The organism is Coleofasciculus sp. E1-EBD-02 (genome assembly GCF_040218245.1).
Classification (GTDB): domain Bacteria; phylum Cyanobacteriota; class Cyanobacteriia; order Cyanobacteriales; family Coleofasciculaceae; genus Coleofasciculus.
Genome location: NZ_JAVJQN010000246.1, coordinates 37,959 through 50,179 on the forward strand (window position 1 = coordinate 37,959; position 12,221 = coordinate 50,179).

General features: G+C 46.7%; 13 protein-coding genes. 7 read left to right on the top strand and 6 right to left on the bottom strand.

Annotated features, from left to right (window positions below):
• Positions 1-7: 7 nt before the first annotated feature.
• On the bottom strand, positions 8-394 hold the full coding sequence (locus RIC07_RS36030) for a hypothetical protein (RefSeq protein ID WP_446398695.1): 387 nt from the start codon (positions 392-394) through the stop codon (positions 8-10).
• A gap of 399 nt (positions 395-793) precedes the next feature.
• On the opposite strand from RIC07_RS36030, the gene RIC07_RS36035 reads away from it, so the two are divergent.
• Positions 794-1,351, top strand: a complete 558-nt coding sequence (locus RIC07_RS36035; RefSeq protein WP_446398696.1) for a CIS tube protein — start codon at positions 794-796, stop codon at positions 1,349-1,351.
• 411 nt (positions 1,352-1,762) lie between these two features.
• On the opposite strand, the gene RIC07_RS36040 is transcribed toward RIC07_RS36035, so the two are convergent.
• The 3 genes from RIC07_RS36040 to rimI all read right to left on the bottom strand — a co-directional run bounded on the left by RIC07_RS36040 (position 1,763) and on the right by rimI (position 5,859).
• Positions 1,763-2,161, bottom strand: coding sequence for an ExbD/TolR family protein (locus RIC07_RS36040; RefSeq protein WP_446398697.1), 399 nt, complete (start codon positions 2,159-2,161; stop codon positions 1,763-1,765).
• Positions 2,162-2,461: 300 nt separating this feature from the next.
• Positions 2,462-4,936 (bottom strand): ATP-dependent Clp protease ATP-binding subunit, encoded by a 2,475-nt coding sequence (locus RIC07_RS36045; RefSeq protein ID WP_446381330.1) that lies wholly within the window; start codon positions 4,934-4,936, stop codon positions 2,462-2,464.
• Positions 4,937-5,223: 287 nt separating this feature from the next.
• On the bottom strand, positions 5,224-5,859 hold the full coding sequence (rimI, locus tag RIC07_RS36050; RefSeq protein ID WP_446398698.1) for a ribosomal protein S18-alanine N-acetyltransferase: 636 nt from the start codon (positions 5,857-5,859) through the stop codon (positions 5,224-5,226).
• A 77-nt stretch (positions 5,860-5,936) separates the two neighbouring features.
• Here rimI and lysA point away from each other — a divergent pair, with 77 nt between their 5' ends.
• The 3 genes from lysA (at position 5,937) to RIC07_RS36065 (ending at position 9,216) form a co-directional block, all read left to right on the top strand.
• Entirely contained in the window at positions 5,937-7,352 is a 1,416-nt protein-coding gene (lysA, locus tag RIC07_RS36055) for a diaminopimelate decarboxylase (RefSeq protein ID WP_446398699.1), read from the top strand.
• 180 nt (positions 7,353-7,532) lie between these two features.
• The gene (gene cdaA / locus RIC07_RS36060) at positions 7,533-8,456 is read left to right on the top strand and encodes a diadenylate cyclase CdaA (protein ID WP_446398700.1); all 924 of its coding nucleotides are present in this window, start codon (positions 7,533-7,535) and stop codon (positions 8,454-8,456) included.
• A 19-nt stretch (positions 8,457-8,475) separates the two neighbouring features.
• Positions 8,476-9,216, top strand: coding sequence for an isoprenyl transferase (locus RIC07_RS36065; RefSeq protein ID WP_446398701.1), 741 nt, complete (start codon positions 8,476-8,478; stop codon positions 9,214-9,216).
• 95 nt (positions 9,217-9,311) lie between these two features.
• Here RIC07_RS36065 and RIC07_RS36070 read toward each other — a convergent pair whose 3' ends face one another.
• Positions 9,312-9,584: a DUF3143 domain-containing protein gene (locus tag RIC07_RS36070; RefSeq protein WP_446381359.1), complete on the bottom strand. Its 273-nt coding sequence runs from the start codon at positions 9,582-9,584 to the stop codon at positions 9,312-9,314.
• A gap of 8 nt (positions 9,585-9,592) precedes the next feature.
• Positions 9,593-10,216, bottom strand: coding sequence for a J domain-containing protein (locus RIC07_RS36075; protein ID WP_446398702.1), 624 nt, complete (start codon positions 10,214-10,216; stop codon positions 9,593-9,595).
• A gap of 195 nt (positions 10,217-10,411) precedes the next feature.
• Between RIC07_RS36075 and RIC07_RS36080 the strand changes: the two genes are divergently transcribed.
• From RIC07_RS36080 to RIC07_RS36090, 3 genes are all read left to right on the top strand, one after another.
• Entirely contained in the window at positions 10,412-10,654 is a 243-nt protein-coding gene (locus RIC07_RS36080; protein ID WP_446398703.1) for an AbrB/MazE/SpoVT family DNA-binding domain-containing protein, read from the top strand.
• On the top strand, positions 10,648-10,992 hold the full coding sequence (locus RIC07_RS36085) for a type II toxin-antitoxin system PemK/MazF family toxin (protein WP_446398704.1): 345 nt from the start codon (positions 10,648-10,650) through the stop codon (positions 10,990-10,992). Before RIC07_RS36080 ends, RIC07_RS36085 begins: the two co-directional genes overlap by 7 nt.
• A 251-nt stretch (positions 10,993-11,243) precedes the next feature.
• A complete protein-coding gene (locus tag RIC07_RS36090; RefSeq protein ID WP_446398705.1) occupies positions 11,244-11,969 on the top strand; it encodes a response regulator in 726 nt (241 codons plus the stop codon).
• The last annotated feature ends 252 nt before the right edge of the window (positions 11,970-12,221 follow it).

Consider the following 12,221-nt stretch of genomic DNA (forward strand, 5'->3'; position numbering starts at 1 on the left):
ACTTAAATCAGCGAACAGAAAAAAACCTGAGACTGTCAAATTCTATAAGGGGTTGACAGAGGAGGTTTTCTGTGCCAATTGAAAGGAACCAAGTACACAAGCAGACAACGCTGGATGTGCCAAAATCCCTAATCCATTCCGGAATGCTGCTGGATCTAGCCAACTTCTGAATAATATCTTTCAGTGATAGCATGTCAGAGCCTGTTCGTACAGGAGTCATTCCCTTTTGTCGCAACCCGCGATGACGCCGTAGCTCAGTTAAGTTCTTATAGAGCAACCGTTGCTTATCTAAAGCAGTATAGACCCATCGGGCTAAAAGAAATAGCGTTCTGCCAATCTGGGAATTTCCCTCAGATAAGATATATGCCAGGGTTAGGGCAACAGCAACGATCATAGAAGTCCGTGATTGGGCTGTACGGATAAGCGTAATGAGAGAGGCTAACCTTAGCTATTTTATTAGATTAGGGTCGAAAATTTGCCGTAAATATCTTTACGAATTATAAATTAAATATTAAAAAATGTTTAGTTGTACCGCTGTTGATTTGAGAAGTTTACCCAGTTGTGGGCTATGATTGTTATTTAGCATTTTTTAGCTCAATCTAGCTTAAACTGTAAAGAAAAGTAAAACGATTGAATTCTGGAGGCTGGGTGAGATATGGATAGGAAAGATACACCCACACAGGTATTTATTCGGTGTATAACGGCTACTATTCACCTTGGTGGAGAGTTCTGAAGGTTGAGGATTTAAAAATTAATTGAGGATTGCATAAAACGCCGTTAGAGGACTCTGGTCATGTCACAACTGGTCAAAGCGCAACTGATTTCAACTGATGGCGGCGGAACCATTGAATTTATGTTTAATCCCAATCAGTTGGCGTTCAATCAGCAAATTAATCTAACTAAAAGTAGTGGAGCTAGGACAGGGAGGGGATTACCAAAAGTCAATTTTGCCTATCCTGAACCCGTAATTCTCACCATCAATGACCTGATTTTTGATACCTACGAGCAAGGGAAAAATGTCCTAAAACACATCAAATCATTTCAAAAAGCGGTTGATTTTGCCGAATCAGGAGCAGGTCGAGAGAAACGCCCACCAACCTATGTGTTTACCTGGGGGTCTCAAAAGTATATTCGCTGCTTTGTTACCAAGCTGGATTACAATCTGACGATGTTTCTGCCGGATGGAACACCAGTACGCGCCAAGATTAACTTGACGTTAGAAGAGATTGATGAGTCTACATCTCAACCGGGTATGTCTGCACCTACATCAAATGCCAGTCAACGCCAACAAGATAGCTTGGCAAGTCGTAAGGCTCGGCTTAAATCAGGCTCTGGCGCGAGTTCACAGTGAAAGAGCGGGAGAACTTCATCCCCCGTACTTCAGTCGGATGCAGCTTCCCAAGTTTCTGACGCGACGTCTCAACTTGAAGAATAAACAATATGCTGTCATCCGTTTACAGCGTTTTCAGACTCGATGTGATACACCATTTCCAAGAGTAGAAAAGCACTGTCTCATCGTTACTGTACTACACCGTGTTAGAAAGTGCTATAAGAGGAATGTTACTGACTGGTATGCTGGTGGGCAATGCCCACCCTACTAGCTTTAATTGTGTCCATCCACTTACTGGACTGACACAGCTAAAATTGTGGAATAGATTGATGGTTAAATTGGGTATTAGTAGCGAGCAAGATGCTCGCACTACAAGGATTTCGTTATTATAGACATTAAGGTTTAAATGCTGAACTGCTTATCTCATTGCCTCTACTGCGTCGCGATCGCTAAACGAATTCCTTCGACTAACCGTAAGCGATCCATAACCCTAACAACTCGACCATGAGGGACATTTTCATCAGCATTAACAATCACCAAGAATGGAGAATCTGCCGTCACTAATGACTCTATCCCGGCTTCAAGTCGTGATAATTCAATCGGTTCCTGGTTAAGAAAAATCGCTCCATTTGCCTGAATCGTGACTGTAATTATTCGGTCTTGTACCTGACTCTCGGCGGTTATCGCTGTGGGTAAATTAACTGGTAATCCTTCAGATCGGGTTAAATAAAGGGTTGAAATGATAAAAAATGCCAAGATTACGAATATTGCATCAATCATCGGCACAATATTAATCTGGAATGGTGTTTCTGAATCATCAGGTAGACGCATATTTAGTAGGGTCTGCTGAATAAGTGTTGTGGTGGGGTTAGGGAGCTGGGGAAGCAGGGGGAGATGAGGGATATGAGGGATATGAAGGAATTGTAGGGGCGGGTTTCACCACTAACGGGAAGCTTTGCACCCTGATATAACTAAACCCGCCCCGACCTCACCGTTCAATTATCACAAATGACCAATGACCAATGACCAATGACCAATGACCAATGACCATCAACAAATGACCAATGACAAAAAAACGGTAGAAAAGGCTAACCTTCTCTACCGCCAAATGGAAATTATGAATCAAGTGGATTATTCAGCACCTTGAGGTAAAAGTTCCCGTTGTTCCCCGGGTTCTCCAGGAATCACTTTCACTTTGCCCTCTTCATCCACATCAACGATCGCACTGTCTCCTTCTTGCAGGCGAGTCGAAAGGATTTCTTCTGCTAATACGTCTTCTAACAAGCGCATGATTGCCCGACGTAGGGGTCTTGCGCCGTAAGATGGACTGTACCCTTCTTCCACCAAACGTTCTTTGAAGCGATCGGTGACTTCCAAGGCAATTCCCTTTTCCGTGAGACGCTTGAAGACTTCCCGCAGTAGGATGTCGCAGATTTCCTTGATCTCGTCTTTGGTTAGCTGACGGAAGACGATAATCTCATCCAAACGGTTGAGGAATTCGGGACGGAAGTACTGCTTGAGTTCCTCGTTGACCAAAGAACGGATGCGGTTGTATTGGGATTCAGCTTCATTGTCGCTTAACTCGAAACCTAAACCGCCGCCACCTTTTTCAATCACCTTAGACCCAATATTAGAGGTCATGATTAATAGGGTATTCTTAAAGTCTACTGTCCGCCCTTTAGCATCCGTGAGACGTCCGTCTTCCAAGATTTGCAGCAGCATGTTAAAGACATCGGGATGGGCTTTTTCGATTTCATCGAATAGCACCACCGTGTAAGGACGACGACGTACCGCTTCGGTTAGCTGACCGCCTTCGTTATAACCGACGTAGCCTGGAGGCGAACCAATCAATTTGCTGACGGTATGGCGTTCCATGTACTCGGACATATCCAAGCGAATCATCGCTTCTTCTGACCCGAAGAAATAAGCCGCCAAGGATTTAGCTAACTCAGTTTTACCAACCCCGGTAGGACCAGAGAAGACAAAACTGGCGATGGGACGGTTGGGGTTCTTCAAACCAACCCTTGCCCGTCGAATCGCCCGTGATACCGCTTTCACTGCATCTTCCTGACCGATAAGGCGCTGATGCAGTGTGTCTTCCATGTGCAGCAGCTTCTCGGACTCGGATTCAGTCAGTTTACTAACCGGTACCCCCGTCCAGGATGCGACAATATGGGCGATATCTTCCTCATCGACGACCGGCGAATCATCGGTTCCCGTTTCCGCCTTTTTATTTTGAGCGATCGCACGAATTTCGCCTTTAATTTCCATTTCCCGATCGCGCAGTTCACCCGCCCGGTCAAAGTCTTGCGATCGCACGGCGTCGTCTTTTTCCTTAAGGACTTGTCGCAGTTCCTTATCTAATTCCTTCGCCGCTGGCGGAAGTTGGGAGTTTATTAAACGCACCCGGCTACCAGCTTCATCAATCAAGTCAATCGCTTTATCGGGTAAATAGCGATCCGAAATATAGCGATCGGACAGTTTTGCCGCTGCATCCAGAGCTTCATCTAAAATTTTCAGCTTGTGATGCTGTTCATAGCGTTCGCGCAACCCGTATAAAATCTCAATCGTCTCTTCAACGGACGGTTCACCTACCATTACGGGTTGGAAGCGCCGTTCTAATGCCGCATCCCGTTCAATATGTTTACGATACTCATCCAGGGTTGTCGCCCCGATACATTGGAGTTCGCCCCTAGCTAAAGCGGGTTTCAGGATATTTGCGGCATCAATCGCCCCTTCAGCTGCACCTGCACCAATCAGGGTATGAACCTCATCAATCACCAAAATTACATTGGCAGCTTGACGGATCTCATCCATGATTTTCTTGAGGCGTTCTTCAAACTCACCCCGATACTTCGTCCCCGCCACCAGTAGCCCGATGTCCAAGGTAACGACGCGCTTTTCTTCTAAGATATCTGGGATATCGTTATTAGCAATTCGCTGCGCCAATCCTTCTGCGATCGCGGTTTTTCCCACCCCAGGTTCCCCAATCAATACAGGGTTATTTTTGGTGCGGCGTCCCAAAATTTGGATAACGCGCTCAATTTCCTTAGCGCGTCCCACTACCGGATCAAGTTTACCTTCACCCGCCATTTGGGTAAGATTGCTACCAAATTCATCTAAGGTTGGTGTTTTCGTGCGACCCGAAGATGCGCCACTGGTGACTTCTGCCGTCTCGCCCAGCATCCGGATGACTTGAGTTCTCACCTTGGTCAGGTCTACACCCAAATTTTCCAAAACTCGTGCCGCCACCCCTTCGCCTTCCCGGATCAAACCCAGCAGTAAATGCTCAGTTCCGATATAGTTATGACCCAGTTGGCGGGCTTCTTCGAGTGATAATTCTAAGACTCGTTTTGCCCTAGGGGTAAAGGGAATTTCCACAGCGACAAAGCCGGAACCTCTACCAATGATTTTCTCAACTTCAATCCGGGCATCTTTAAGATTGACACCCATCGACTTGAGAACTTTGGCGGCGACGCCAGTTCCCTCCCCGATCAAACCCAGAAGGATTTGCTCCGTGCCGACAAAGTTATGCCCCAGGCGACGTGCCTCTTCCTGGGCTAGCATGATCACCTTAATGGCTTTTTCTGTAAAGCGTTCAAACATGGCGTATTTCCATCACCTGTTGCGTGCCCGTGTACGCTGATTCTAGCATAGGAGACTTCTCAGGCTGTCTCCTATACAACAACCCGTCTATTTTTTTGGGGGAGATGGGGGAGCTGGGGGAGCTGGGGAAGCTGGGGGAGCTGGGGGAGCTGGGGAAGCTGGGGAAACTGGCGAAGATTATGTAGGGGCGGGTTTCACTACTATCTTTTTGGTTGCACCCAGATGTAAATAAACCCGCCCCGACTGTACCAATGACAAATGACGAATGACAAATCACAAATCACAAATCACAGATAACTAAATAGTTGCCAACCCTGACGGGTTAAGCGGGAGACGATTTGCTTATAGCGCTCTTGCAGGATTTGCTCAAATTCCGGCTGTTGTAACCCCTTTCGCCACAGAATTAGGGCATCTTCACCCGTATCTTGGTAATATCCTCGGCGTCGTCCGGCTGGAATAAAATCAAACTTTTGGTAGAGAGACAAGGCGGCGTGATTTGAGGGTTTAACCTCTAAGGTTGCCCACTCCAACTGACGTTGTTTAGCGTCATTGAGTAAGGCATACAGTAAAAATTGCCCCAGTCCCTGATGTTGGTAGTTTGGATGCACCGCCAAAATCGTAATATGCGCTTCCTCCAGAATTGACCAGTAACAACCTAAACCCACTAAGCCATTCGGTAAAGGGGGATGCGTGGGTAAATCTTCCCCCAGGGAATTGTTTGGCATAACAACGGCTGAATGGCAACCCCATGGGCGCTGCTCCAAGCTGTTGTGTGCTTCTAAAACCAGTAATTGACTATTCGGGCTATTTAACTCGCGTTCGTAGCCCGATCGCGTCCACAGCCCACCAAAACATATTTGATCCAGATCCACAGCCGCATTGAGTTGTGCTGTGGTTAGCGGCTTTATCTCTAAGACACTCACAGCAGTCAATTGTACACTAAATAACGGACGCTTTTGGTGTACCTGCCCATATCCATCTCAAGGATGATAACGACATTATGCTATTGACTGATTCGACTCAGGTGCAAAACTCTGGACAGCGATATCTTTCAGCGAACTCTCATCCCGATAGTCGTTCTCCCAATCAGGAACTGTTGCCGCTTACCGCCACCGTTAACAGCCAAGACTGTCTAGAAATTGGCGGTTGTGATGTCAAGGGTTTAATCGAGGAATTTGGCTCTCCCCTTTATATTCTAGATGAGGTCACGGTAAGAACGGCTTGCCGCCAGTATCGGGATGCCTTTGCCCGTTATTATCCCGGTGATACCCTAGTGCTGTATGCTTCAAAAGCCTGGAATTGTTTAGCGATTTGTGCGATCGCGGCATCGGAAGGTTTGGGTGTTGATGTCGTATCCGGAGGCGAACTCTACACGGCATTAGAAGCTGGGGTACAAGCCGATAAGCTGTATTTCCACGGCAATAACAAGTCTATCGCTGAACTCCAGCTTGCGATTGAAAGCCATTGCACGATTGTTGTGGATAATCAGTTGGAGTTAGAAACTCTGGCAGATTTGGCACAAAAAACCTCTCCGGATACCCAGGTGCGGATCATGATTCGGATCACTCCAGGGATCGAGTGTCACACCCATGACTACATCCGCACAGGACACCTGGATAGCAAGTTTGGTTTTGATCCCCACACTCTAGATAACGTTTTTGCCTTCATTAGTCAAAACCCTATTCTCGACTGTATTGGGTTACACGCTCACATTGGGTCACAGATTTTTGAGCGTCAACCCCACAAAGACTTGGGAGCGGTTTTGGTCGATTATCTCCAGAAAGCCGCTCAGTTCAATCTATCCATTCAAGAACTGAATGTCGGCGGCGGTTTGGGAATTCGCTATACCGAAGACGATGATCCCCCCACGATTGATGCCTGGGTTAAGGGGGTTTGTGAAGCCGTGGTTAATGCTTGTAACCAGCAGCAGTTACCCTTACCGAGGTTATTATCCGAACCCGGGCGATCGATTATTGGACCCGCTTGTGTGACGGCGTATACCATCGGCAGCCGTAAGGAGATCCCGCAAACGCGAACCTATCTGGCGGTTGATGGGGGAATGTCTGATAATCCACGTCCGATTACTTATCAATCAGTCTATCGTCCAGTCGTTGCCAATCGTATGTCAGCACCGATAACTGAAACCGTCACGATTGCGGGTAAACATTGCGAATCCGGGGATATTTTACTCAAAGATGCCCAATTACCCGAAACCCAACCTGGGGATCTGCTCGTGATTATGGGAACTGGGGCATACAATTACAGCATGGCGTCTAACTATAATCGTGTACCTCGACCTGCAGCGGTGTTAGTTAAGGATGGAAAAGCTGAATTAATTGTGCAGCGAGAAACCTATCAAGACTTGATCCAGTTTGATCATTTACCGAAACGACTTGTATCCCAGAATTTGGGATGAAGGAGCAATGTAGAGACGCGCCATGGCGCGTCTGGGAGCGGGGGGAGCGGGGGAAGCTGGGGGAGCAAATAACCAAGGACGAATGACAAAGGACGAATGACAAATGACAACTCCCCGCCTAATCTCGTTACAATCAAGCCAGAGTCAAGCTCTCAGTTGCTAAACGTTTAATTAAGTTCAATGCCTGCGTCGTCGTCGGGTTCTTTTCCTGACTCTGGCTGGGTTCAATCCTTATTGCTGGACAGCGTTGATGTCGGATTGGTTCTAGCCCTCACCTATATGGTTCTCCTCATTATCGGGGAGCGTCGTACCTTGTGGATGGTTCGGGGGCTAATCGTCTTGATGCTAGCGGCAGCGGTCAGTAATCGACTAGGATTGACCCTGTTGAGTTTTGTGTTAGAAAAATTGGTGGTTGGTTCGGCTGTGGCGATGGCTGTAATCTTTCAGTCAGAATTTCGCCGTTTTCTCGAACAAGTCGGGCGGGGAGAAATTCGGCAGTTGTTTCAATCCCAACGCCGCCCTATCCCTAAAGCAGATAGCGTTACAGATGAAATTGTCGATGCGGTTAAAGAATTATCCCAAAATCGGATTGGCGCATTGATAATTATGGAGACCAATGGCACCATTGACGAGCGAGATTTTTCTGTACCAGGGGTACAGTTAAATGCTGAACTGTCTAAAGAACTGCTGCAAACCATCTTCCAGACGACGACGTTACTCCATGATGGGGCAGTATTAATTCGGGGATCTCGCGTCGCCGCAGCGGGTGTGATTTTACCCCTGTCAGAGCGAACGGCTTCACGACAACTTGGCACACGCCATCGAGCCGCTATGGGAATTACTGAGCGAGTCGAAAATTGCCTTTGTATTGTTGTATCCGAAGAAACGGGTTCTATCTCATTGGCAGAACGCGGCGGACTAAACCGACCCTTAACCAGTAGTAAACTCAAAGAACTGTTAGAGGCTCGATTTTCAACGGCTGTTGACCGTGAGGCAGTTGCCCCCGGTTTACGCAGTTTAGGTCGCCAAGTTAAGTCTCAGGGACGGCTACTCATTTCGCGTTTGCTGCGTCTGCCGTCATCGACTTCTCGAAAAAAGAAATGACTATTATTATACAACTATTATGCAAACGATACTAAAAGAATTACCAAGCGATCTCGACCAGGAACGCCTACCCAAACATGTAGCGGTGATTATGGATGGCAATGGTCGTTGGGCAAAACGCCGAGGTATTCCTCGGATTATGGGTCATCGCCGAGGCGTAGACACATTAAAACAGTTGTTGCGCTGTTGTGATGATTGGGGTATTCAAGCCCTGACTGCTTATGCCTTTTCTACCGAAAATTGGGGACGTCCTATCGAAGAAGTTGAGTTTTTGATGACGCTGTTTGAGCGGGTGTTAATTCGAGAACTCAAAGAGATGATGGAGGAGAATGTACGCATTCAGTTTGTGGGTAATTTAACCGCGCTACCCCAATCCCTGCAAAATCAAATCGAACGGTCGATGATCCAAACGCAAAATAATACCGGGATTCAATTTACCGTGGCGACTAATTACGGTGGACGGGAAGAGATTTTACACGCTTGTCGGACAATTGCGACTCAGGTTCAACACGGTCAGCTTCAACCGGAGGATATTGACGAAGCACTGTTTTCTCGCCATCTTTATACTGCCAATATCGGTGATCCTGATTTGCTAATCCGCACCAGTGGAGAGATGCGTTTGTCCAATTTTCTCCTCTGGCAAATGGCTTATGCTGAATTTTATATTACCGACGCTTTTTGGCCCGATTTTGACCGCGAAGCGTTTCATCAAGCTTTAATTGCTTATCAGAAACGAGATCGGCGATTTGGTAAGGTTTGAGATTTAAGTTTTGAGTTTTGACTGTTACGGGCGTGCAATGGCGCGTCTGAATTGTCAGTTAATCATTCAAAAATTAACTCTGAGAATTGAGAATTTTAAGGACCAGAGAAAACCGCTGCTTCTACGTCTTCGCGACTGAGGGAATACTTGAAAGAACGCATAATGTCCCGTTGCCCTTCCGCCGCATTAATGTAACGCACGGCTAATTCCTCAACTTCCAGACAGAGTTCGGCTTGCCAATTTGGTCGTTCCACGCGCCAGCAATTGAGTTCGTTGCTATCTTGTTGACATCCTTGAGAACGGAGCCAATTTTCGATTTCAGGAAGGGGATGGTTATAGAGGGGAGTGTCAGATGAAGGAAGTACCATAGAAGTTTTCATAGATTGAGGGATGGAACAACAACAGGGATTGACGGTGGATTAGATGGGGAGAAAAGTTGGTTAGAAGGGGGATATCGAGGGATTCGCTGTAGTTGAGTTAGGGGTGGCGTGGTGACTCGACTCGATAGAGATATCCCAGACACTTGAAAGGCATTGTCTCCTCGGGTTAAGCCAATCACAATTGCCAGTACTAAGCATCCCACGAAAGTTATCCCCAAAATAAATAGGGCAAATAACTCGCCAGCGGAGAGAGGACGGTCTGTGGGGTCAAGGTAAGCCGAGGATGAATGATCAACGCGCGATCGCACAACGGGACGGTTCAATCCGGGTGGAGGTTGAATGACGTTGACACGAGAATAGCGAATAGTTTGATCATACAGGATTCGCCGTTCTGGACTACTCAGAGTCGCGTAGGCTTCATTAAGCTGTTGGAACTTCGTCTTTGCCGTTTCCTTTGGTAAGTCGGTAGTATCGGGATGGTAACGTTTACTCAGTTCCCGATAGGCACGACGGATATCTAGAGCAGATGCGCTAGGGTGTACCCCCAGAATCCCATAATAGGTTATGGATTGTAGCTCTTTACTTGTCCTAGTCTTCTGTTTTACCCAGTCTTGAGCCATCCTAGCTGGTATAACAAACGGTCTTTAACATTTTACGCGATCGCTCTCGGTTGGTGAGCAGAGAGGGTAGCGATGTATAGACTCCTCCGGTGGAACGTCTGGAAGATGGAACAGATTGGGATTGGTAATGCCCTCCGGTAGACCAAAGAGCAGTAGTATACTCAATGTATAAACATCGGATTGTAATTCTCAATTATGATCACCCAAAAAATCAGCCTGTGGGGTAACTCTCTTGGACTCAGGCTCCCGCAAACCCTGATTCAGCAGATGGGATTAAAACAAGGAGACTTAGTTACCATTTCAACTGAGGGAAATAAGATCATTCTGTCTCCGGCAAAACCCAGGTATACCCTTGATAAACTGATGAAAGATGTAACCCCGGATATGCAGCATGATTCGGTGGATTGGGGGGAGCCGATGGGAGAAGAACGTTGGTAAAGATCGATGGGCGCGTCCCAAAACGTGGTGATATCATCCAATTGGAACTGAATCCCCGTACTGGGAGTGAGCAGGCAGGCTATCGTCCAGCCATTATCATTTCACCATTAACCTATAACCGAATGTCTAAGATTGTGCTGGCTTGTCCGATTACGAGCCGGAAAAAGGGATGGCCCTTTGAAGTGGAACTGCCCGCTCAGATGCAGACTTATGGCGTTGTATTAGTCGATCAGATTAGAGCCGTTGACTGTAGCGCGAGAAAAGCGGTTTTTCTGGAAAAAGCGCCCTCTGAGTTAATGGATGAGATTCTAGCGAGATTAGAGACACTTGTAACCTAACATAAGTTAATGGTTGTGGTCAGGGCGGGTTTATTGAATTGAGGGGTTTTTGGTAACAGGTAACGGTAAAACCCGCCCCTACAAATCATGATGTTTTGTCTGTGATGAAAAGTATACCATAAAATCGTGCGATCGCCTGCTGAAACGGCAATTCTATCAGGGGTGATAAGAAACCTGGAAGAAATGGGTACACTTAATCTAATCTGCGCTAGTCGCACGAAAGCTTCCCTCCAGTCAGCAGGTTGTTCTCAATGAATACTGTTTTAGTTGTCGAAGATTCTCTCAGCCAGCGGGAATGCGTTTCTCAGCAGTTAACGTGGAGTGGGTGGAATGTCATTCAAGCCCGTGATGGTGTAGAAGCACTCCAAAAAATTCAGAGCAATTCTCCCGATTTAGTGCTATTGGATCTGTTGATTCCCCGGATTGATGGCTACAGAGTTTGTCGCCTAATCAAGGCAAATCCCCACACCCAAAATATTCCCGTGGTTCTTTTAACTGGAAAAGGACAGCGTTTAGCCCTTTCCTACGGTATTAAACACGCTGAGGCTTATGTCGGTAAACCTTGGCAACCGAGAGAATTGCTAGATACCCTGAAACGAGTGTTACTGGATACAAAAAAAGAACCGCAAATGGCTTCGGCTGATACCTGGACAGATTATGGTATTCTTATTTTCAAGATTATTCAACTTTATGAATGCCGTGTCCAACCTTGGACTGAGTATGGTTCCCAAATTATTAAACTCTATGAAAAGGCGTTGACAGCTTTTGAAAAGGCGTTAACAATTGAACCTTATCACCTACGAGCCAATCATTACCGCTTAATGGTTGAGGAAAAGTGGAGTAGTTTACGGGAAAAATTAGAACAGTCTCAACCCTGTAAGGTTTGTCAGTATTATCATGGCAGTGATGGGATTAACTGTGCCGTCTATCCCTGGGGGCGTCCGGGAGAATTTTGCCTAGATTGGGAGTTGAGTTAGTCGTTGTTTGTAGTAGGCACTTTAGTGCCTTAATACTTTACTTTATTAATAAGCACTAAAGTGCTTACTACGAACAGGGAACGTAAAAAAAACAAGTAGGTGGGGATAATTAAAGTTGTTCCCTGTTCCCTGTTCCCTGTTCCCTGTTCCCTGTTCCCTGTTCCCTGTTCCCTGTTCCCTGTTCCCTGTTCCCTGTTCCCTGTTCCCTGTTCCCTGTTCCCTGTTCCCTGTTCCCTGTTCCCTGTTCCCTGT

Coding starts and splice junctions, on each gene's coding strand:
- RIC07_RS36035 (WP_446398696.1), top strand. CDS start 794: ATGTCACAACTGGTCAAAGCGCAACTGATTTCAACTGATGGCGGCGGA.
- RIC07_RS36075 (WP_446398702.1), bottom strand. CDS start 10,216: ATGGCTCAAGACTGGGTAAAACAGAAGACTAGGACAAGTAAAGAGCTA.
- cdaA (WP_446398700.1), top strand. CDS start 7,533: ATGCCTGCGTCGTCGTCGGGTTCTTTTCCTGACTCTGGCTGGGTTCAA.
- RIC07_RS36045 (WP_446381330.1), bottom strand. CDS start 4,936: ATGTTTGAACGCTTTACAGAAAAAGCCATTAAGGTGATCATGCTAGCC.
- RIC07_RS36030 (WP_446398695.1), bottom strand. CDS start 394: ATGATCGTTGCTGTTGCCCTAACCCTGGCATATATCTTATCTGAGGGA.
- RIC07_RS36040 (WP_446398697.1), bottom strand. CDS start 2,161: ATGCGTCTACCTGATGATTCAGAAACACCATTCCAGATTAATATTGTG.
- RIC07_RS36065 (WP_446398701.1), top strand. CDS start 8,476: ATGCAAACGATACTAAAAGAATTACCAAGCGATCTCGACCAGGAACGC.
- RIC07_RS36070 (WP_446381359.1), bottom strand. CDS start 9,584: ATGGTACTTCCTTCATCTGACACTCCCCTCTATAACCATCCCCTTCCT.
- lysA (WP_446398699.1), top strand. CDS start 5,937: ATGCTATTGACTGATTCGACTCAGGTGCAAAACTCTGGACAGCGATAT.
- RIC07_RS36080 (WP_446398703.1), top strand. CDS start 10,412: ATGATCACCCAAAAAATCAGCCTGTGGGGTAACTCTCTTGGACTCAGG.
- RIC07_RS36090 (WP_446398705.1), top strand. CDS start 11,244: ATGAATACTGTTTTAGTTGTCGAAGATTCTCTCAGCCAGCGGGAATGC.